Source organism: Brevundimonas sp. LPMIX5 (assembly GCF_003576505.1).
Taxonomy (GTDB): Bacteria; Pseudomonadota; Alphaproteobacteria; order Caulobacterales; family Caulobacteraceae; genus Brevundimonas; species Brevundimonas naejangsanensis.
Map to the genome: position 1 here is coordinate 204,143 of NZ_QWTZ01000006.1, position 20,358 is coordinate 224,500.

The 20,358-nt window shown below is 67.9% G+C and carries 18 protein-coding genes; 10 read left to right on the forward strand and 8 right to left on the reverse strand.

Features of this window, described 5'->3' with window-relative positions; genetic code table 11:
* The first annotated feature begins 47 nt into the window (after window positions 1-47).
* From D1604_RS08740 to lpxK, 4 genes are read left to right on the forward strand one after another with little or no spacing between them, the layout of a single operon-like run.
* Complete coding sequence (locus tag D1604_RS08740; RefSeq protein ID WP_119412971.1) at window positions 48-1,919, forward strand: ABC transporter ATP-binding protein; 1,872 nt, start codon at window positions 48-50, stop codon at window positions 1,917-1,919.
* Complete coding sequence (locus D1604_RS08745; RefSeq protein ID WP_119412972.1) at window positions 1,916-2,602, forward strand: lysophospholipid acyltransferase family protein; 687 nt, start codon at window positions 1,916-1,918, stop codon at window positions 2,600-2,602. Before D1604_RS08740 ends, D1604_RS08745 begins: the two co-directional genes overlap by 4 nt.
* A 2-nt stretch (window positions 2,603-2,604) precedes the next feature.
* The gene (locus D1604_RS08750; protein ID WP_119412973.1) at window positions 2,605-3,906 is read left to right on the forward strand and encodes a 3-deoxy-D-manno-octulosonic acid transferase; all 1,302 of its coding nucleotides are present in this window, start codon (window positions 2,605-2,607) and stop codon (window positions 3,904-3,906) included.
* Window positions 3,903-4,919 carry a tetraacyldisaccharide 4'-kinase gene (gene lpxK, locus D1604_RS08755; protein ID WP_119412974.1) on the forward strand — a complete coding sequence of 339 codons (1,017 nt, stop codon included), beginning with the start codon at window positions 3,903-3,905 and terminating at the stop codon, window positions 4,917-4,919. The genes D1604_RS08750 and lpxK overlap by 4 nt, the downstream gene beginning before the upstream one ends.
* On the opposite strand, the gene D1604_RS08760 is transcribed toward lpxK, so the two are convergent.
* A complete protein-coding gene (locus D1604_RS08760; protein ID WP_119412975.1) occupies window positions 4,910-6,226 on the reverse strand; it encodes a metal-dependent hydrolase family protein in 1,317 nt (438 codons plus the stop codon). The two genes, lpxK and D1604_RS08760, sit on opposite strands and share 10 nt — an antisense overlap.
* Before the next feature lie 247 nt (window positions 6,227-6,473).
* Between D1604_RS08760 and D1604_RS08765 the strand changes: the two genes are divergently transcribed.
* Window positions 6,474-7,052, forward strand: coding sequence for a murein L,D-transpeptidase catalytic domain-containing protein (locus D1604_RS08765; protein ID WP_233551988.1), 579 nt, complete (start codon window positions 6,474-6,476; stop codon window positions 7,050-7,052).
* Between the two features lie 16 nt (window positions 7,053-7,068).
* On the opposite strand, the gene purD is transcribed toward D1604_RS08765, so the two are convergent.
* From purD to D1604_RS08780, 3 genes are all read right to left on the reverse strand, one after another.
* Window positions 7,069-8,346: a phosphoribosylamine--glycine ligase gene (gene purD, locus D1604_RS08770; RefSeq protein ID WP_119412977.1), complete on the reverse strand. Its 1,278-nt coding sequence runs from the start codon at window positions 8,344-8,346 to the stop codon at window positions 7,069-7,071.
* Window positions 8,347-8,418: 72 nt separating this feature from the next.
* The gene (locus tag D1604_RS08775; RefSeq protein ID WP_147399901.1) at window positions 8,419-8,838 is read right to left on the reverse strand and encodes a PRC-barrel domain containing protein; all 420 of its coding nucleotides are present in this window, start codon (window positions 8,836-8,838) and stop codon (window positions 8,419-8,421) included.
* 14 nt (window positions 8,839-8,852) lie between these two features.
* The gene (locus D1604_RS08780; protein ID WP_029673213.1) at window positions 8,853-9,032 is read right to left on the reverse strand and encodes a hypothetical protein; all 180 of its coding nucleotides are present in this window, start codon (window positions 9,030-9,032) and stop codon (window positions 8,853-8,855) included.
* 90 nt (window positions 9,033-9,122) lie between these two features.
* On the opposite strand from D1604_RS08780, the gene xseA reads away from it, so the two are divergent.
* Complete coding sequence (gene xseA, locus D1604_RS08785; protein ID WP_119412979.1) at window positions 9,123-10,721, forward strand: exodeoxyribonuclease VII large subunit; 1,599 nt, start codon at window positions 9,123-9,125, stop codon at window positions 10,719-10,721.
* 109 nt (window positions 10,722-10,830) lie between these two features.
* Here the strand turns inward: xseA and D1604_RS08790 are convergent, their stop codons facing one another.
* Window positions 10,831-12,048: a DmpA family aminopeptidase gene (locus D1604_RS08790; protein ID WP_119412980.1), complete on the reverse strand. Its 1,218-nt coding sequence runs from the start codon at window positions 12,046-12,048 to the stop codon at window positions 10,831-10,833.
* Between the two features lie 87 nt (window positions 12,049-12,135).
* Between D1604_RS08790 and D1604_RS08795 the strand changes: the two genes are divergently transcribed.
* Both D1604_RS08795 and D1604_RS08800 read left to right on the forward strand, forming a co-directional pair.
* On the forward strand, window positions 12,136-12,345 hold the full coding sequence (locus D1604_RS08795; protein ID WP_119412981.1) for a DUF2093 domain-containing protein: 210 nt from the start codon (window positions 12,136-12,138) through the stop codon (window positions 12,343-12,345).
* Between the two features lie 68 nt (window positions 12,346-12,413).
* Window positions 12,414-12,908 carry a response regulator gene (locus D1604_RS08800; protein WP_119412982.1) on the forward strand — a complete coding sequence of 165 codons (495 nt, stop codon included), beginning with the start codon at window positions 12,414-12,416 and terminating at the stop codon, window positions 12,906-12,908.
* Here the strand turns inward: D1604_RS08800 and D1604_RS08805 are convergent.
* Window positions 12,905-13,795 (reverse strand): lysophospholipid acyltransferase family protein, encoded by an 891-nt coding sequence (locus D1604_RS08805; RefSeq protein WP_119412997.1) that lies wholly within the window; start codon window positions 13,793-13,795, stop codon window positions 12,905-12,907. The genes D1604_RS08800 and D1604_RS08805 overlap by 4 nt on opposite strands.
* A 160-nt stretch (window positions 13,796-13,955) precedes the next feature.
* Window positions 13,956-14,726: an SDR family NAD(P)-dependent oxidoreductase gene (locus D1604_RS08810; RefSeq protein WP_119412983.1), complete on the reverse strand. Its 771-nt coding sequence runs from the start codon at window positions 14,724-14,726 to the stop codon at window positions 13,956-13,958.
* A gap of 109 nt (window positions 14,727-14,835) precedes the next feature.
* Here D1604_RS08810 and tipF point away from each other — a divergent pair, with 109 nt between their 5' ends.
* Window positions 14,836-16,104, forward strand: coding sequence for a flagella assembly cyclic-di-GMP phosphodiesterase TipF (gene tipF, locus D1604_RS08815; RefSeq protein ID WP_119412984.1), 1,269 nt, complete (start codon window positions 14,836-14,838; stop codon window positions 16,102-16,104).
* A 220-nt stretch (window positions 16,105-16,324) separates the two neighbouring features.
* Here tipF and ileS read toward each other — a convergent pair whose 3' ends face one another.
* On the reverse strand, window positions 16,325-19,309 hold the full coding sequence (ileS, locus tag D1604_RS08820; protein WP_119412985.1) for an isoleucine--tRNA ligase: 2,985 nt from the start codon (window positions 19,307-19,309) through the stop codon (window positions 16,325-16,327).
* Window positions 19,310-19,596: 287 nt separating this feature from the next.
* On the opposite strand from ileS, the gene D1604_RS08825 reads away from it, so the two are divergent.
* A complete protein-coding gene (locus D1604_RS08825) occupies window positions 19,597-20,163 on the forward strand; it encodes a DUF3828 domain-containing protein (RefSeq protein ID WP_119412986.1) in 567 nt (188 codons plus the stop codon).
* The last annotated feature ends 195 nt before the right edge of the window (window positions 20,164-20,358 follow it).

Genomic DNA, 20,358 nt, shown 5'->3' on the forward strand with positions numbered 1-20,358 from the left:
TCGCGCGGCCGCTTGACTTGCCGCCTCAGCCGTTCGACCGAAGGCCGATGACCGTTCCCGCTCCACATGTCGACGCCCGCGAGCCGCTGCGGCCCCTGCTCGCCCGCATCTGGCGCGAGTATCTGTCGCGGCACAAGCCGGCCTTCTTCACCTCCATGCTGCTGGCGGGCGTGTCGGGCGGTCTGACGGCCCTGCTGCTGAAATTCCTTGAGCCTGCGATCGACCTGCTGTTCGGCCAGCATCAGGGGCCGGTGACGGTCTGGAAGACGCTCACCATTCCGGCGGACAAGGTGCTGATCGCCATTCCCCTGTTCATCATCGTCGTGGCGGTGATCCGCTCGCTGAGCATGGCGGGTCAGGCGGCGCTGGTGAACCGGCTGGGCCACGGCATTGTCGGCGACATTCAGAAGCAGTTGTTCTCGGGCATGATCCGGGCCGACCTGTCGCGTCTGCGCAGTCAGCATTCAGGGACGTTCGTGTCGTCGGTCCTGTTCGACGCCAATCTGGTGCGCGAGGCCTTCACCTCGGGCGTAGTCAACTACACGCAGAACGCCCTGATGCTGCTGGGCGTCATCGTCGCCATGGGCTTCATCGATCTGCCGCTGACGCTGATCGTTCTGCTGGGCGTGCCGCTGGTCAGCTGGATCATCGGCCGCTTCGGCAAGAAGTCTCGCAAGGCCGCGCGCGGCGCGATGGTCGAGACCGAAGCCCTGTCCAGCGCCCTGATGGAGAATCTGGACGGCGTCCGCGTCATCAAGATCGAGAACCGCGAGGCGGCCGAGGAAGCCCGCGTCGCCACCGTCATCGACCGCCGCCAGCGCCACGTCATCAAGGGCGCCGACAGCCGCGCCTTCTCCGGCCCCGCCAGCGACATCGTCGCCTATTCCGTGGTGGCCGCCGCAATGGCCTATGCCGGATGGAGCGCCAGTAAGGGGCAGATGACCGTCGGCGCCTTCGCCTCCTTCATCGGCATGTTGCTGCTGGCCGGTCAGGCGCTGCGTCAGGTGACGAACCTGACCACGGTGCTGAGCGAGGGCTTCACCGCCGCCCGCCGCCTGTTCGCCGCCCTGGATATCGAGCCGGAAATCCGCGAGGCCAACGACGCCGCCGTGGTAGTCCCCGGCCCGGTCACCATCGCCCTTGAGCGCGTATGTTTCGCCTATCGCGCCGAGGAAGAGGGCGCCGTTCCGACCCTGTCGGACGTCAGCCTGCACGTGGCGCCGGGCGAGACGATCGCCCTTGTCGGCCCGTCGGGCGGGGGCAAGTCGACCATCCTCAGCCTGCTGCCGCGCTTCTATGACGTGACGGCGGGGCGGGTGACGCTGAATGGTCGCGACATCCGCGAGCTTAGCCTTCCGTCCTTACGCGACCACATCGCCCTGGTGACGCAGGAACCCTTCCTGTTCGACGACACCATCGCCGCCAACATCACCTATGGCCGCCCCGGCGCCTCGGCCGAGGATATCGTGGCCGCCGCCCGCGCCGCCGCCGCCCACGACTTCATCGCCGCCCTGCCGGACGGCTACGCCACCCGCGTGGGCGAGGCCGGCGCCCGCCTGTCCGGCGGCCAGCGCCAGCGCATCGCCATCGCCCGCGCCTTCCTGAAGGACGCGCCCATCCTGTTGCTGGACGAGGCCACCAGCGCGCTGGACACCGAGAGCGAGGCCCTGGTGCAGGCCGCGCTGGAGCGGCTGATGAACGGCCGCGCCACCCTGATGATCGCCCACCGCCTGTCCACGGTGAAGAACGCCGACCGCATCTACGTCATCGACGGCGGCCGCGTGGTCGAGGAAGGCTCGCACGACGCGCTTGTGGCGCGCGGCGGTCTCTACGCCCGCCTGGCCCGGCAGCAGTCGCTGGACAGCGACCCCATGGAACTGCCGCCTCTGGTCGAGCTTCCCGACGAGACGGGCGCATGAGGCCGCTGCGCAACCCCGCCATCCAGAACGCCCTGTCCTGGACCCTGGCCCAGTGGATGCGGTTCTGCATCGCCACCATCCGCTGGACCCATGAGAATGAGGCCGCGGCTGAAGATGTCTGGCGCGACGGCGGAGGGGTGCTGTGCGCCTTCTGGCACTCTCGCATCGCCCTGGCGCCGTCCTGCTGGCCCAAGGACAGAGCCCAACCCGCCAAGGCGCTGATCTCCCTGTCCGCCGACGGCGAGTTCATCGCCAAGGCGATCGCGCGTCAGGGCTTTCCCGCCGTGCGCGGCTCCTCCGCCAACAAGGACAAGGCCAAACAGGCCAAGGGCGGGACACAGGCCCTGCGCGACGGCCTGAAGCAGTTAAAGCTGGGCGCTCTCGCGCTGACCCCCGACGGCCCGCGCGGTCCGGCGCGGCAGATGGCCGAGGGCTTGCCGTTGATGGCGAAGATTTCCAAGGCGCCCGTACTGCTGATCGGCATGTCGTGCAAACCGGCGATCCGGCTGAACAGTTGGGATCGCGCCCTGCTGCCCCTGCCATTCGGCAAGGGCGCCGTCGTCTGGGACCGGGTCGACTGGCCTGAAGGCGGCGATCTGGCCGAGGTCGCCGCCGAATGGGGCCAGCGCCTGACCGCCGTCGAGGCGCGCGCCGACGCCCTGACCGGGCTGGAGCGCGTCTGACCGTGGCCTTCAGCCCCGCCCTGATCGCCTATCGGCTGCTGACCCGTCTGCTGGAGCCGCTGGCCCCGCGCCTGCTGGACGCCCGCGTCAAGAAAGGCAAGGAAGACCCCGCCCGCGTCGACGAACGGCTGGGCCTGCCCGGCATGGCGCGTCCCGACGGGCCTCTGGTCTGGATTCATGGCGTCAGCGTCGGCGAGGCCCTGTCCATCCTTCCGCTGGCCGAGCGAATCCGCAAGGATCGGCCCGATGTGACCGTGCTGGTCACCACCGGCACCCTGACCTCGGCTCAGGTGCTGGCCAGCCGCCTGCCGCGCGGCGTCATCCACCAGTTCGCCCCGGTGGACGCCCCCTCGGCGGTCTCGGCATTCCTCGACCACTGGCGGCCCAACGTCGGCGTCTTCGTCGAGAGCGAGCTGTGGCCCAACCTTCTGACCACGGCCCAGAAGCGCGGCGTGCCTCTGGCCCTCGTCAGCGCCCGCATCACCGACAAGACGGCGCAGGGCTGGAAGAAGGCCCCCGGCATGGCCCGCGCCCTGATGAACGGCTTTTCCCACGTCTGGCCGCAGGATCAGGACAGCGCCGACCGGCTGAGCGCGCTGGGCGCCCGCGTCGACGGTCAGGTGAACCTGAAGCTGTCCAGCGAACCGCTGCCCTATGACAAGGGCGAGTTCGCCCGCCTGTCGGCCCTGATCGACGACCGCCCCGTCGTCGTCGCCGCCAGCACCCATGAGCATGAGGAAATGGCCATCGTCGGCGCGCTGGATCATCTGGCCGACCGCCTGTTCCTGATCGTCGTGCCGCGCCACCCCGAACGCGCCGACGCCATCGCCGAGGCCCTGACCCACGACGGCTACGGCTTCGCCCGGCGCAGTCAGGGCCAGCCGATCTGCGACCAGACCGACATCTATCTGGCCGACACCCTGGGCGAACTGGGGCTGTTCCTGCGGCTGGCTGATGTGGTGGTGATGGGCGGCTCCTTCGCCCCCGCGCTGGGCGGCGGCGCGGTCGGCGGCCACAATCCGCTGGAGCCAGCGCGGCTGGCCAAGCCCATCGTCACCGGCCCCGACGCCAGCAACTGGCAGGCCGTGACAAGGATGCTGAAGCAGGCGGGCGGCCTCGTCTCCGTCCTGTCGCCCGCCGAACTGCCCTCGGTCGTCGGCCCCATGCTGGCGGACCCGGACGCCGCCCGCGACATGGGCGAGCGCGCGCGGCGATCGGCAGAGGTCGCCGCCGCCGGTCTGGACCGCCTGTGGCTGGCGCTTCAGACCCACCTGCCCGCCGCCCCGTCGCGGAGACGCCCGTGAAACTGAACACGCCCCGCTGGTGGTACAGCCGCGACCGTCGCCACGCCCCGGTGACGCGGATGCTGCTGAAGCCCGCTTCATGGCTGTGGGCGGACGTGACGGCGCGCAGGATCGCCCGCGCCACGCCGGTCGATCCGGGCGCGGCGGTCGTCTCCATCGGCAATCTGACCGTCGGCGGCTCGGGCAAGACGCCGATCGCGCGTGAGACGCTACGCCTGCTGCGCGCTCAAGGGATCGAGGCCGCCGCCCTGTCGCGCGGCTACGGCGGCAAGCTCGAAGGCCCGGTTCGTGTCGATCCAGCCGTCCACAGGGCCGCCGACGTGGGTGACGAGCCGCTGATGCTGGCGCAAGGATCCCCCGCCTGGATCGCCCGCGACCGCGCCGAAGGCGCCCGCGCCGCAGCGGCCGATGGCGTCGCCGTCCTGGCACTGGACGACGCCCATCAGAATCCCTCGTTGAGGAAGGCGATCAGCCTGATCGTAGTGGATGGCGAGACACGCGGCGACGAATGGCCGTTCGGCGACGGCTCGGTCTTTCCGTCCGGCCCGATGCGCGAACCCCTGAAGGCCGGGCTAGCGCGCGCCGACGGCGTGGTGGTGCTGCTGCCCACCGACATGGCCGAGGTCGATCCTGAATTGATCGAGGTTTTCGACAGCCTGCCCGTCTTCATCGCCCGACTGGCGCCCGAAGGCCCGCCGCCGCCGGGGCCGCAGGTCGGCTTCGCGGGCATCGCCAAGCCGTGGAAGGTGGAGCGGTCGCTGATCGCCGCCGGATGCGATCTGAAGGACTTCGTCCCCTTCCCCGACCACGCCGAACTGTCGGATCGCGACTTCGCCTTTCTGAATGATCGGGCGTCGGTCTACGGCGCCGGTCTGGTGACGACGGAAAAGGACTGGGTCCGGCTCAGCCCAGAAAGAAGGGCCAGGGTTTCACCCTGGCCCGTCGTCGCTCGTTTCGAGGATGAGGCGGCTTTCGCCGCCTTCCTGCTGGATCGGCTGAAGCCTCAGTCCTGACGGAAGACCTGGCCGCCCTTCATGACGAAGCGGACGCGCTCAAGCTCGGTCACATCGTTCAGCGGGTCGCCGGCGACAGCGATCAGATCGGCAGGCATGCCCGGCGCGATACGGCCCGCTTCGGCCGAGATCTTCAGGTGCTCAGCGGCGCCGATCGTGGCCGACTGAATGGCCTCCAGCGGCGTCAAACCGGCGCGCACCAGCAGGGCGAACTCCTGGGCGTTGTCGCCGTGGGCCGAGACGCCCGAGTCAGTGCCGAAGGCGATCTTGACCCCGCCGCGATGGGCGCGGGCGGCCATGTCCAGCATCTTGGGACCGGCTTCAAGAGCCTTGGCCGTCTGGGCCGGAGTGAAAAAGTTTTCAGGGCCCGAGGCCACGCGCGCGACGAAGTCGCCCGCCAGCAGGGTCGGCACCAGCCAGGCGCCGTTGGCCTTGAACAGGCGCATGGACTCATCATCCAGATAGGTGCCGTGCTCGATGGAATCGCCGCCCGCCTTCAGGAAGGCGTTGATGCCGTCGACGCCGTGAGCGTGGGCGGTGACCTGACGGCCCATGCGGTGCGCAACCTCGACGATGGAGGCCAGTTCATCCTGGGTGAACTGCTGGTTCAGACCGGCGGCGGTGTTCGACAAAACTCCGCCCGTGGCCGTGATCTTGATGATGTCGGCGCCCGCGCGAACCTGGGTCCGCACCGCGCGGCGGCAGTCTTCGGCCCCCGAGCAGACGCTCTCGTTCGACAGGACGTGCAGGATGTCTTCGCGATAGCCGTTGGCGTCGCCATGGCCGCCGTGGACCGAGACGGACGAACCAGCGGCGATGATGCGCGGTCCGACCACGTCGCCGCGCCGCACCGCGTCACGCAGGGCGAAGATCGACTCATTGGCGCCGCCCAGGTCCGCCACCGTGGTGAAGCCTGCATTCAGGGTGCGACGGGCGTGACGCGCCCCGACCATCGCCTGGTCGGCGTTCGACATGGTCAGCCGGTCCAGACGGCTGTTCGGGCTCTGCTCGCTGCCCAGATGGACGTGGCTGTCGATCAGGCCGGGCAGCACGAAGGCCGAGCGCAGATCGACGACGTTCCCCTCGCCGACGAAGCCGTCGCGGATTTCGACGACCTGGTTCCCTCTGATCACGAGAGTTTTATCGCGCAGCACGCGACCGCTGGCCGGATCGGCCAAAAGCCGCCCCACTTGGACGAACTTCGTCGCCTGTTCAGCCGAAACCGGCGCTGCCGCCGGGGCTTGGCGCGCCTCGGCGCCGGTGGCAGCCAAAACAGCTGCGGTCACAATCAGGGCAAGCTTTTTCATGTATCCCTCCCGTTACTGAAGCGCGCAACATAACCATTCCAATCTTCCCGCCAAGGCCAAGGTTGCGTTCTAACGACGGTTCATGAAACAAGCCGATACAGTTGTTTAACCGTGCGAGGGGCGTCGCATGCGGCTTTCCAGACGTGGCTTGATTTTGGGCGGTTCGGCCCTGTTGGCGGGGTGCTCCTCCGCCGCCTCCACCTCTCAACTTCAGCTCGCCGGAGCCGTCGCTCCAACGCTGCCGATCGTGCCTGAGCGCGCGCGCGCAGCCCATGTGCAGATGGCGGACGCCGGGACGACAATCGACCCCCACGGCATTGTGCGTCCGGACCTGATCGAGCGCGCCCGAGCCGCTATGGACGTGCACGGTCATAAGATCTCGAAGCGCGACCGGATGTATCTGGTCGATTTCCAAAAGTTCTCGGGCGAGGACCGCCTGTACGAAGTCGATCTGGAAGGCGGCTGGGTCACGGCCTATCGCACCAGCCACGGCCGCGGATCGGACCCGGCGCATTCAGGCTATGCGCAGCAGTTCTCGAATCGCCCGGACAGCCATATGTCCTCGATCGGCGCCTACGCCACGGCGGGCGCCAGCTGGGGCAGCCAGCAAGGGCCGAACGTCCTGCTGGACGGGCTGGAGTATTCCAACAATCTGGCGCGCGAGCGGGCCATCATCATCCACGGCGCCGACTACGCCGACCCGGCCTTTTTGGCGCGCCAGGGCAAGCTGGGCCGGTCCTACGGCTGCTTCTCGGTGTCCCACGCCGACCTGGTCCCCTTGCGCGAACGCATGGGCGAAGGGCGGCTGTTGTTCGCGATGACCTGAAGCCGCCCGGGCCGCGTCAGCGCGGCTCCAGCGCCCGCCAGCCGATGTCGGTGCGGTGGAAGCCGCCTGGCCAGTCGATCTTCGCAATCGCCTCATAGGCGCGCTCACGCGCCTGGGCCACGTCGTCGCCATAGGCGCAGACGTTCAGCACGCGACCGCCCGCCGCAGCCAGGACGCCGTCGTCACGCAGCCTGGTCCCCGCGTGGAAGACCTGGACGTGCGGTCCGAAGTCCTGATCCGCGCCGCGAATGACCGAGCCTTCCAGCGGGCTGTCGGGATAGCCTTTGGCCGCCAGCACCACGCAGATGACCACGCCGGGCTTGAAGACCGGCGCCGGCGCCTGGGTCAGGTCGCCGCGCGCGCAGGCCAGCAGCAGCGGCACAACATCGCCGTCCAGCCGCATCATCAGCACCTGACATTCGGGGTCGCCGAAGCGGGCGTTGAACTCGACCACCTTGGGGCCTTCCGTCGTCGCCATCAGGCCGACATAGAGGACGCCGCGATAGGGAACGCCTTCCTCAGCCATCTTCTGGATGGTGGGAACGACCACCCGCTCATTGGCCGCGTCGGTGAAGGCCGCCGTGAAGACGGGCGCGGGCGAATAGGCGCCCATGCCGCCGGTGTTGGGGCCCATGTCGCCGTCGAAGGCGCGCTTGTGGTCTTGCGCGCCGCCGAACAACACCGACCGCGTCCCATCCGACAGGACGAAGAGGGAGCCCTCTTCCCCGTCCATGAACTCTTCGATCACCACGCGCGCCCCGGCCGCGCCGAACCGGCCGCCCAGCATTCGTGCGATCTCGGCCTCGGCGTCGGCGCGATCGGGGCTGATGGCCACGCCCTTGCCCGCAGCAAGGCCGTCGGCCTTGATGACATAGGGGGCCGAATACCGATCCAGCGCCACCTTGGCCGAGGCGACGTCCTCATAAACGCCATAGCCCGCCGTCGGAATGCCGTGGCGCTGCAGAAAGGCCTTGGAAAAGGCCTTGGAGGTTTCCAGTTGCGCCGCCGCCTGCGTCGGGCCGAAGCAGGGGATGCCCGCCGCGTGCAGACGGTCGGCCAAGCCCTCGGCGAGGGCCGATTCAGGCCCGACGACGACCAGATCGGCCTTCATCTCGCGCGCCAGGGCCGCCAGGCCTTCCGCGTCCGTCGCCTTCAGATCGGGCCGCATCTCGCCCAGCGAAGCCATGCCGGGATTGCCGGGCGCGACGACAAGCCGCGTGACCAGCGGCGACTGGGCGATCTTCCAGGCCAGGGCGTGTTCGCGCCCTCCCGATCCGACGAGCAGAATGTTCATCCGGGCGGAATGGCCGCACGCGCCGTCCCGGTCAAGCGCCGGAAAGGGTTAGCGGACGCAAGATCATGCAAATCAGGGCATCCAGGCGGGCATGGCTTTCAACTGCTCCAGCGTCATGTCCGACACCAGGTCATAGTCGTCGCCTTCCTTGCGGGGCGTAAGGCCATCCAGCGAAATACGCACCCAGCGCGGCCCGCCCTCGCCTGCCGGCTCGATGATCAGCCCGGTGATGGCGCCCGAGGCGTCCACATCGACCTTCTGGACGTCGCCCAGATCAATCCCCGCCGGGGTGATGAGATCGGCGTCCTCCAGTTGCTTGACGGTCAGACCCAGCGCCGTCGCGCCCGCCGCAGGAGCAGGCGTATGCGTCATCCTCGGCGCCGAGGCCGCGTCGGGCGAAGCTTCCGGCGTCTTTGCCGGCTTGGGCGGCGCCTCTGAGCAGGCCGCCATCAAAGCCGCGGCCGAGGCGGCGGCGAGCAATATCCTCATCATCACGTCCTCCTGTCCTAGATCAGAGCCGAGACCACATAGACGCCGGCGCCGGCCAAAAGAATCACGCCCAGAATCAGCCACGGGCTGAGCGCCGGATTATGGCTGCGGCGCGCCAGGTCGCGCTCACGCGCCTGATCGGGCGGCAGGGCGTCGTCCGTAGCGTCTTCCGGCAGCGGGTCTGGGGACTGCACCATGATGCGCGAACGCGCGCGGAGAGGTGCCCGTTCCGCCACGCTTGCCGCACACGCCTTTGCGGGCGCGACGGCGGCGTCTAGGATGGCGCCATGACCTCCGACGACGACTACGCTTTCGAGGGCGCGGCCCCGCAGCCCGCCCGCGACAACAATCCGCCGCTGTCGATATCGGAACTGAGCTTCGCCCTGAAACGCACGCTGGAGGAACGCTTCGGCCATGTGCGGCTGCGCGGCGAAATCTCCAAGGTGAACCGCCACGCCTCGGGCCACGTCTACCTGACGCTGAAGGACGACAAATCGGCCATCGACGGCGTGATCTGGAAGGGCGTGGTGCGCGGTCTGGGCGTCCAGCCCGAGACGGGGCTGGAGGTCATCGTCACCGGCAAGATCACCTCCTATCCGGCGCGCTCTTCCTATCAGATCGTGATCGAGAGCATGGAGGCGGCGGGCGCGGGCGCCCTGCTGGCCCAGCTGGAGCGGCTGAAGGTCCGCTTGCGCGACGAGGGCCTGTTCGACCCGGCGAAGAAGCAAGCTCTGCCCGCTTTCCCGGCGACCATCGGCGTCATCACCAGCCCCACCGGCGCCGTCATCCGCGACATCCTGCACCGCATCGCCGAGCGCTGGCCCTGCCGCGTCATCGTCTGGCCCGTTGTGGTTCAGGGCGACGCCGCCTGCGGCCAGGTGTCGAACGCCATCCGCGGCTTCGACCAGATGACGCCGGACGGGCCGATCCCCCGCCCGGACCTGCTGATCGTCGCGCGCGGCGGCGGCTCGGTCGAGGACCTGTGGTGCTTCAACGACGAGGGTCTGGCGCGCACGGTCGCAGCCGCCCGCATCCCCATAATCTCGGCCGTCGGGCACGAGACCGACACCACCCTGATCGACTTCGTCTCCGACCGCCGGGCGCCGACTCCGACCGGGGCGGCCGAAATCGCCACGCCGGTGCTGGCCGATCTGCGCTGGGCGCTCAGCGATCTGGAGGGCCGTCTGTCGCGCGCCGGGGCGCGGATGCTGGAGGACCGCCGCACCCGCCTGCGCGCCGCCGCGCGCGGCCTGCCCGCCCGGCCCGAAGACCTGCTGGCCCTGCCGCAGCAACGGCTGGACCACGCCGCCAGCCGCCTCGGCTCGGGCCTGCACCGCAACGTCGCCGTGCATGAGCGACAGTTGGCGGTCGCGGCCGGTCGACTGACGCCTGGCCTGCTGCGCGCGCGCGTTGAGCGCGGACAGGACCGCCTGCGCGGCGCAGCCGACCGTCTGGGCTCCGCGCTTCAGGCCGGGGTCGCCCGCAACGAGCGCCGCCTGCTGCAAACGGCGGGCCGCCTCAGCCCCGCGCCCCTGCACCGCCGCCTTGATCAGAGACAGGCGCGGCTGGAGGCGCTGAGCGTACGTCTGGACGGGGTCATGCCGCGTCGGCTGGAGCGCGCCGAGGACCGCCTCGCCTCCCTGTCCCGCGCCCTGACGACGCTGAACCCCAAGACGCCCAAACCCGGCTTCGCCCGCATCGAGGACGCCCAGGGCGCCATGATCGCCTCTGCCGCCGCCCTGTCGCCGGGTCAGACGGTGCAGATCGTCTTCGGCGACGGCGCCAAGGGCGCGACGATCGACAGCGAGGGTGGGATGCCGCGCCCCACGCCCAAGTCCGCACCGCGCCCGAAGGCCCCTCCTGCCGGACAGGGCGACCTGTTCTAACTTCTAATAACTCCGCCCATCCCGGCGGACGCCGGGACCCAGTGCTTTGGCTTCAACCTCAGCGCTTGAAAACTCGGCGCCAGTCTCCAGAGAACCGAGCGCGTCGCTCTCACTGGGTCCCGGCGTCCGCCGGGATGAGCGGGTTTAAAGGGGCCGCGCCGCCATCCTCGCCCAGCACCGCCTTCACCGCCTCAATGTCCAACGCCTCAACCGTCACCGTCTTGCCATCAATGACCGAGGTCGTCGTCTGCGCCTTCAACAGCGAGTTGAGGATGGCCTCCTCCGTCGCCTCGGCGACCGCGACGAACAGGGGCGACATCCGGTCGTTGGGCCAGTCCGCGACCATCGCCTGCCCCAACCGGCGTTCCGATGTCCGTCGCACGCCATCCGCCGTCGAAAACGCGATTGCATAGTCTCCTGACCCGTTCGAGAAGGCCGCCCCCGTCCGCGCCAGACCGGCGAAGGCGCGGTTCGCCAGCCGCTCCAGATTGCGGTGCGACAGCGGCGCATCAGTCGCCACCACGATCATGATGGAGCCGTCGGCGCGCTCATTCTCCACCTCTTCGCGCAGGTAGTAGCGGCCCAACCGCACCCCGACCGGCGCCCCGTCGATGCTCAATGCGCCGCCATAGTTCGACTGCACCAGCACCCCCACGGTGAAGCCGCCCAGACTGTCAGGCAGCTTGCGCGAACTGGTCCCGATGCCGCCCTTGAAACCAAAGGCGATGGTGCCCGTCCCGGCGCCGACCGCGCCCTGTTCGACCGGGCCTGTCGTCGCCGTCTCGATGGCCCGCACCACGTCGGCGGCCGTGACGACGCGCGCGCGGATATCGTTCAGCCCGCCGTCGTTCGTCTCGCCCACCACGGCGTTGACCGAGCGGACATCCTCATGCCCCGGCTGTTTAAGCGTCCAGTCCAGAACGCCGTCGATCCCTCGCGCCACGGACAGGGTGTTGGTCAGGATGATGGGCGTCTCGATCTCGCCCAGTTCCATGATCTGGGTCGCGCCCGCCAGCTTGCCGAAGCCGTTGGCGACCGACAGCCCGGCCGGAACCTTGTCGCGGAACAGGGAGCCGCCGTGCGGCACGATGGCGGTGACGCCAGTGCGGATGCTGTCGCCCGAATGCAGCGTCACCTGCCCCACTTTTACGCCCGCCACATCAGTGATGGCGTTCAACCGTCCCGGCGACAGTATGCCCGGCGCCCGGCCGAGGTCGCGGATCGTCGGGCGCGCCTCCGCCCCATCCTGAGCGTTCACGCCGGAGGCGGCGGCCAGAACGGCGGCCGAAACGGCGACGGCGAGAACGGCGGCGGGCGATCGAGACATGAAATATCCGGCAGATAACGGAGGCGCACGGCCAGATGACCGCGATTCGGCTCTCGTGCCGCACCCGGTCCGCGCTATGATGGCCCCATGAGCACGCAGATTCCTCAAGACTCGGGCCAGACGGCCAGCCTGCACTATGGCGACGGCGAGTTCGCAGTTCTGTCCGCCGGCGCCTTTGTGCGTTGCGCCGTCAGCGGCGTCGCCATTCCCCTGACGGCCCTGCGCTACTGGTCGGTAGAGCGACAGGAGGCCTATGCCGGGCCGCGCGAATATCTCGCCGCCCAGCCGCCGGGTTGAGCAGCGACTTTTCTTCTCCCTCCCTGTCCGCCGGATGATCCCCGGCATCTCCGTTCGCCGGTGTTCCGATGTCCGCCCTGAGTTCGATCCACGTCCTGCTGGTCGACGACAATCCCAATATGCGCGCCATCGTCGCGGCCATGTTGAAATCCGTCGGCGTCGGCCGCCTGACCGAGGCGGAGGACGGTGCGGCGGCGCTGGAGTTGCTGCGTCAGGAAGCCGTCGACATCGCCATCGTCGACTTCCGCATGAAGCCGCTGGACGGGGTGGCCTTCACCCGCGCTGTCCGCAACGAGGCTGACAGCGCCAATCCCTATCTGCCCGTCATCATGATGACGGGCCATTCCGAGAAAAGCCGCGTAACCGAGGCGCGCGACGCGGGCGTCACCGAATTCGTCGCCAAGCCGGTCAAGGCCCAGACCCTGCTGACACGGATCGAGGCGGTGATTCTGCGTCCCCGCCCCTTCGTGCGTTCGGCCAGCTATTTCGGCCCGGACCGTCGCCGCACGCGAACCGAGAGCTACGCCGGTCCGTTCCGTCGCGCCGACGACACAGCGATTTAGGCCTCAGCCTCTCGCAGCGCCTCATAGACCTGAGGCGGCCAGCGTTTGTGCACCCAGAACCAGTCGACCGGATGCTCGCGCACCCGATCCTCGACGAAACGGTTGGCCGCCTGCACGCCCGCCCGCACATCGGCGGCCTTGTCGCCCGTGTCGGGCACGGCGATCGGCTCATGCGCCGTGACGCGGAAGCGCACGCCCGGCAGACGCACCACCGACAGGGGCTGCATCACCGTGCCGAACTTCAGCGCCATGCGCGCCGCGCCCGGCGAGGCGTTGACCGGCTGGCCGAAGAACTCGACCTCCGGCCCCTGGCTGTATTTCTGATCGACCAGCAGGGCGATGGATTCGCCGCGCTTCATCCCCGCCATCAGCTCGCGCGTGCCGTCGCCCTTGGGCGCGAACAGCTTGATGCCGTAACGCTCGCGGCTCTGGCGGATCAGGGCGTCGACATAGGGGTTGTTGGCCGCGCGATAGGTCACCTGACACGGCACGCCCGCCGCCATGATGACCGCCGCCATGACCTCGAAATTCGCCAGATGGCCCGAGATCAGCACGACCGGGCGGCCAGAGTCGCGGATGGCGTGCAGCCGCTCCATACCCACCAGCTCGATGCGGCCGCTTTCCGGCGTCAGCCGATCCATCACCGCCAGTTCGGCGAAGGTGCGGCCCGTCTGCTCCCACTGATCCACGGCCAGACGGTTGCGCTCGCCTTCGTCCATGTCGGGAAAGGCGATCCTCAGATTGCGCATCACCGTCTTGTGCGTGCCAGTCAGCGGCCCCAGCGTCCGCAGCAGCTTGCCGCCGAAGCCCGAAGCCCGCTCGACGCCCAGCAGGCGCAGAAAGCCGAACAGCCCCTGAAACGCCGCCGCCTCCAGCCGCCAGTTCAGGTCCTGAAGAAACGGGACCTCTTTATGTGCGCTACCGCCCTTCGGGCTGCTTGAGCGCGTTTGATCGTCTCTATATGCGCTACCGCCCTTCGGGCTGCTTGAGCGCGTTTGATCGTCTCTATATGCGCTACCGCCCTTCGGGCTGCTTGAGCGCGTTTGATCACCAGGCAATCGTCAGTCCGCCGTCCACCACCAGGGTCTGGCCGGTCACATAGGCCGACGCAGGGCTGCACAGATAGACCGCCGTGCCGGCAATTTCATCCGGCTGGCCGATCCTTTTCAGCGGCGCAGGATCGGTGACGGTCTTCAGCAGCTCCGGATTCTCCCACAGGTAGCGGGCGAAATCGGTCTGAACCAGGCCCGGTGCGATACAGTTCACCCGCACGTTCGACGGCCCGTATTCGACCGCCAGATTGCGCGCCAGTTGCATATCGGCGGCCTTGGAGATGTTGTAGGCGCCGATCAGGCCGTTGCCGCGCAGGCCGCCGATGGACGAGATGATCAGGATCGCCCCGTCCTTCCGCTCCAGCATCTCCGGCGCGACCATCTGGATCAGCCAGTGGTTGGAGATGACGTTGTTCTGAAGGATCTTTTCGAACTGTTCGTCGGCGATGCCCGCCATCGGCCCGGCGTAGGGATTGGTCGCCGCATTGCAGACCAGGATGTCGATCCGGCCAAAGGCGGCGCGCGTGTCGTCCACCAGCCGCTGCAGGTCTTCCTTGGAGGCGATGTTGGCGGGAATGGCGATGGCGCGGCCCTCGCCATGCTTGTCATTGATGGCGACGGCGACCTCTTCGCACGGCCCGGCCTTGCGCGAGGAGATGACGACGCGGGCGCCGTGCTCGGCCAGACGCTCGGCGATGGCCTTGCCGATGCCCTTGGAAGAGCCGGTGATGATGGCGACCTTGCCGCTCAGATCGAACAATTCCATGCGTTAACCTCCTTTTACCGCCCGTTTATCCGCGCGGACCCTAGCCGTTAGCCTTCGTTAACGTGATACTTGATCGATTCTATAGGGAAAGGCGGTTCTGACCGGCCTCATGCGAAAGATCACCGGCGGCTTCCTGTTCTTCGGCTACCTGTTCCTCGCCCTGACCATCGGGGCGATGATCTGGCGCGCCGGTCTTGGAGCGGGCGCAGGCGCAGCCGGAGTGCTGGGCGCGCTGGGGATCATGGCCGGCGCCCACGCCATCGTCACCGGCATGGCCGACCGCCGCGCCCTGCGTCTGGAAATCGGCAAGGTGCGCGAGGCCCACCGCCTGCTGGCCGACGCGATGGAGTCGACGCAAGGCGCCCTGACCGAATTGGCCCAGGCTATCGAGACCGGCGCCCTGTCGCGCACCGACGCCCTGACGGGCGAGGTGCGGATGCTGGAAGGTCTGGTCCAGCAGATGAGCGAATCCATCGAGGAACGGCTGGCCGCCTCCACCTTGACCGCCGACACCTTCGAAGGCCGCCGTCAGGTCCAGTCGAACACCCTGCTGAAGACCGTCCACGACGCCCTGAGCGAGAACCGCGTCGACCTGTATCTGCAGCCCGTCGTGACCCTGCCCCAGCGGCGGACGGTCTTCTATGAAAGCTTCACCCGCCTGCGCGACCCCTCGAACCGGGTGATGATGCCCGCCGAATACCTGTCGGTGGCCGAGGGCGAGGGCCTGCTGCCCGCCATCGACAACCTGCTGCTGTTCCGCTGCGCCCAGATCGTGCGCCGTCTGGCCAGTCAGGACCGCAAGGTCGGGGTCTTCTGCAACATCTCGCTCGCCTCGCTGGGCGACGAGACCTTCTTCCCGCAGTTCCTCGACTTCCTGAGCCAGAACCGCGACCTGAAGGACGCCCTGATCTTCGAACTGGGTCAGGCGACGTTCGACGCGCGCGGCGCCGTCGAAGCGCGCAACATGGCCAAGCTGGCCGATCTGGGCTTCCGCTTCTCCATCGACAAGGTGCAGACGCTGGACCTGGACTTCGCCGACCTGCAACGCTCGGACGTGCGCTTCATCAAGGTGGTGGCCGACCTGCTGATCGAACAACTGCTGGACCTGGACGGCGCCGCCCCACTGCCCAGCCAGCCCGATATCCGCGCCGGGGACTTCGCCCCGCTGACCCGCCGCCACGGCCTCGAACTGATCGCCGAAAAGGTCGAGAGCGAGAAACAGGTCGTCGACATCCTCGAGTTGGATATCGCCATGGGCCAGGGCCACCTGTTCGGCGAGCCGCGCGCCATCAAGGAAGCCGTCCTGGCCGAGACCGACCCGCCCACCGACTTCGTCCGCTCGACGCTGAAATCGGCTGAGCAGAGGGTACGGCTCTAAGCCGCTTCCTTCTCCCCTTGTGGGAGAAGGTGGGCGCCGAAGGTGCTCGGATGAGGGGTGTTGGCGCGGCGTTTGAAGTTCTGGCAATTCGGGCGCCGCGACATCCGTTCAGGCCGCTGTGCTCACACCCCTCATCCGTCAGGCTCCGCCTGCCACCTTCTCCCACAAGGGGAGAAGGAAGAAAAAGCCCCTCCGTCGAAACGAAAGGGCCTGATCTCTTTTACGCCTTGCGCGCGTCCAGCCACCGCACGGCGTCAGCGTCGCGGGCCGACAGGTCGGGGTAGTCGGCGTCGGAGCCGACGTCCGGCACGCGGCGCCAGGAGCGGGCGCACTTGGGCGCATCTAGAAGCGGATCAATCACTACTCGTGCATAGTAGACATTTATGTCTGCTAGTTTGAATGCATCGCTAGGTCCGATGCCCTTCTTCAATTCCGCTTGGCTCGTAATGAACAATTCGTCGAGCTCAAGACCATCGAAATAAGAAGCAGGATCGAAGCCGATTTTATCAGCAGTATCGTCGAGGAACAAAGTCACTTTGGCATCGAGGCTAGAACCAATCGTCTTTTCTCGACGTGCGACTTCAAGGGCACCTGTAACGACTTCGCGAATCTCAACGACTCGCGCCCAGCGCTCGGCCTCGGCCGCGTTTTCCCACTCCACGGGCGTTTCGGGGATCACCCGCGCGCAGTTGGTGCCGGCGTCGGGGAAGCGCGTGGTCCACGCCTCGTCCATCGTGAAGGGCGTCAGCGGGGCCAGCCAGGCGGTCAGGCGGCTGAAGACCTCGTCCATCACCGTGCGGACCGCACGACGCTTGATGCTGTCGGGACGGTCGCAATAGAGGCTGTCCTTGCGCACGTCGAAATACAGCGCCGACAGGTCGCCCGAACAGAACTCCAGCACCGGCCGCACCACGTCCTGGAAGCGGTATTCGGCGTAGGCCTGACGCACCTGAGCGTCCAGCTCCCACAGGCGATGCAGGATGAACTTCTCCAGCGGCGGGAACTGGTCGTAATCGGTCAGGCGCTCGGCCTCGTCGAAGCCGTTCAGCGCGCCCAGCAGATAGCGGACGGTGTTGCGCAGCTTGCGATAGGCGTCGACCGTGGTCTGCAGGATCTGCTTGCCGATGCGCTGGTCGTCCGAATAGTCGACCAGAGCCACCCACAGGCGCAGGATGTCGGCGCCGGATTCCTTGATGATGGTCAGGGGGTCTGTGGTGTTGCCCCGCGACTTCGACATCTTCTCCCCGTTCTCGTCCAGGGTGAAGCCGTGGGTCAGGACCGCGTTGAATGGGGCGCGTCCGCGCGTGCCGCAGCCTTCCAGCAGCGACGACTGGAACCAGCCGCGGTGCTGGTCCGAACCTTCCAGATAGAGGTCTGCGGGCCAGTGCGACGGGCGGTCGCCGCTATAGCCGCTCTCGGCCGTGCGCGGGTCCAGCGTGAAGGCGTGGGTCGAGCCCGAGTCGAACCAGACGTCGAGGATGTCCGTGACCTTCTCGAACCGCTCGGGATCATGCGCGCCCAGGAAGTCGGCGTCGGGGGCCGAGAACCAGACGTCGGCGCCGCCCTCGGCCACGGCCTTGACGATGCGGGCGTCGACCTCGGGATCGTGCAGGGGCTGACCGGTCTGCCTGTCCACGAACATGGCCAGCGGCGTGCCCCAGGCGCGCTGACGGCTGATCAGCCAGTCGGGGCGGCCCTCGACCATGGAGCGGATGCGGTTCTTGCCCGCCGCCGGGTGGAAGGCGGTGGCGTCGATGGCGTTCAGCGCACGATCGCGCAGGGTCGCGCCGTCTTCCAGCTCCTCATCCATGCGGATGAACCACTGCGGGGTGTTGCGGAAGATGATGGGCGCCTTGGAGCGCCACGAATGCGGATAGGAATGCTCCATCCGGCCGCGCGCCAGCAGGTTGCCGGCCTCGATCAGCTTCTCCATCACCGCGCCGTTGGCGGGACCGAACTTGCCGGTCTTCTTGCCCTCTGTCTCCAGCACCTTGAGGCCTGCAAACAGAGGCACGTGGTCGTAGTAAGCGCCGTCGGGATCGACCGTGTCCGGCACCTCGCGATGACCGTGGGCCAGCCAGACGGCGAAGTCGTCCGCGCCGTGGCCCGGCGCCGTGTGGACGAAGCCGGTCCCGGCGTCGTCGGTGACGTGGTCGCCCGCCAGCAGCGGCACGGAGAAGCCATAGCCGCTGTCCAGCGCGGCCAGCGGGTGGGCGCATTCCAGACCCGACGGATCGATGTCGTAAACGCGCGTCCAGGCGGCGATCTTCGCGGCCTTGAACACCTCTTCAGCCAGCTTGTCGGCGAGGATGAAGCGGTCGCCCGGCTTGGCCCACGGCTCATAGTCCAGCCCTTCCTCCAGGGCCGTGACCTCGTACAGGCCGTAGTTGATTTCGGGGCCGTAGCTGATCGCCCGGTTGGCCGGGATGGTCCACGGCGTCGTGGTCCAGATCACGATCGACGGCGTGGCCGTGCGGAAGGCCAGCAGGTCGTCCGGGTGGCTGTCGGTCGCACCGACCACCGGGAACTTGACCCAGATCGTGGGCGAGACGTGGTCGTGATACTCGACCTCGGCGTCGGCCAATGCAGTGCGCTCGACCGGCGACCACATCACCGGCTTGGAGCCACGATACAGCTGGCCCGAGTTCTTGAACTTGTGGAACTCCGCGACGATGGCCGCCTCGGAGGTGAAGTCCATGGTGGCGTAGCGGTTGGCGAAGTCGCCGGTGATGCCCAGGCGCAGGAACTGGTCGCGCTGCAGGTCGATGTATTTGCCGGCGTATTCGCGGCAGGCGGTGCGGAACTCCTCCTTGGAGACCTCATCCTTGCGGCGGCCCTTGGCGCGGAACTGCTCCTCGATCTTCCACTCGATCGGCAGGCCGTGGCAGTCCCAGCCAGGCACGTAGTCGACGTCATAGCCCAGCAGGAAGCGCGAGCGGACCACGAAGTCCTTCAGCGTCTTGTTCAGGGCGTGGCCGATATGGATGTCGCCGTTGGCGTAAGGCGGACCGTCATGCAGCACATAGAGGGGCGCGTTCTGCGACTGACGGAGGCTGCGCAGATGACCGTACAGATCGCCCCACTGGGCCAGGATTTCCGGCTCCTTCTTGGGCAGGCCGCCGCGCATCGGGAACGGCGTCTCGGGCAGGAAGACGGTGTCGCGATAGTCGCGGCCGGAAGGGGTCTGGGTGTCGGCGTCAGCCATGAAATGTCTTTTCGTCTTTGCGCGCGCGGCCGCTTCGGAAGCGGCGTCAGGCGTCAGTCTAGCGTGAAGCCGCCAAACGGCCCATGCCCTGATGCCTCAAGGCGGCGACGTCTCGGCGGAATGTTTCGAGAAATCCCGACGTGCGCGGGGCTGTCAGCCCTGCAGCGCTACGCCGGGCGGCTAATCGAAATCGGACGGATCACGCGAACGGTCATGATGGGAAGGCTCTAGCAGACCCCGCGCCCCCTGCGCCATAGTCCAGACGCACAGATGGGGAGACGGATGAGATGCGTGTTCAAGCCTTGGCGACGGCGGCGGTGCTGGCCCTGACGGCGGCCGCCTGCTCGGAACAGAAGAGCGCCCCTGCGGCTGGGGAGTCGGCCGCGCCCGTCCTGACCGGCCGCGCCGCCGTCTATGCGGCGGGCGAAAAGGACGCCGAGGCCTTCGTGCGCGCCCTCTATGCCCGCGCAGCCGAGGCGAAGGACACGCCCGACCCGGCCGAGGCGACAATCACCCCCGGCCGAGACCCGCTCTATTCGCGCACCATGAACGCCCTGATCGGCGTCGACGACCGCGAAGCCAAGCGCAAAAAGAGCGCGCCTCGCCTGAACTACGACCCCATCTGCGCCTGCCAGGACGCCGAGGCCTTCGCCCTGAGGTCCGTGAACATGACGCCCGAAAGCCCTCAGGCCGCGACCGCCGAAGTCGTTTTCGCCAACCACGGCCAGGACCACCGCCAGACGCTTAAACTGCTGAAGGAAGGCCCGATGTGGCGCATCGCCGATGTCATCGACGACAAGGGCAAGTCGCTGCATGACGATCTGATGGCCATCGCCGAAAAGGCGCCGGGCTGAGGCGAGGCCGGTAATCCCTCTCCCGATGGGAGAGGGCTTGAGCCTCCAAGAGCGGAGCGATTGGCGAAGGCGAAAGGGTGAGGGTTCGCGCGTGAAGTCGGCTGCGAGGCCGCCAGCGCGGCGGCTCACGCCGACTGACAGGACAAGCCCCTCACCCTTTCGCGCAAGAACGATCGCCTTTGGCTCTCGTGCGCT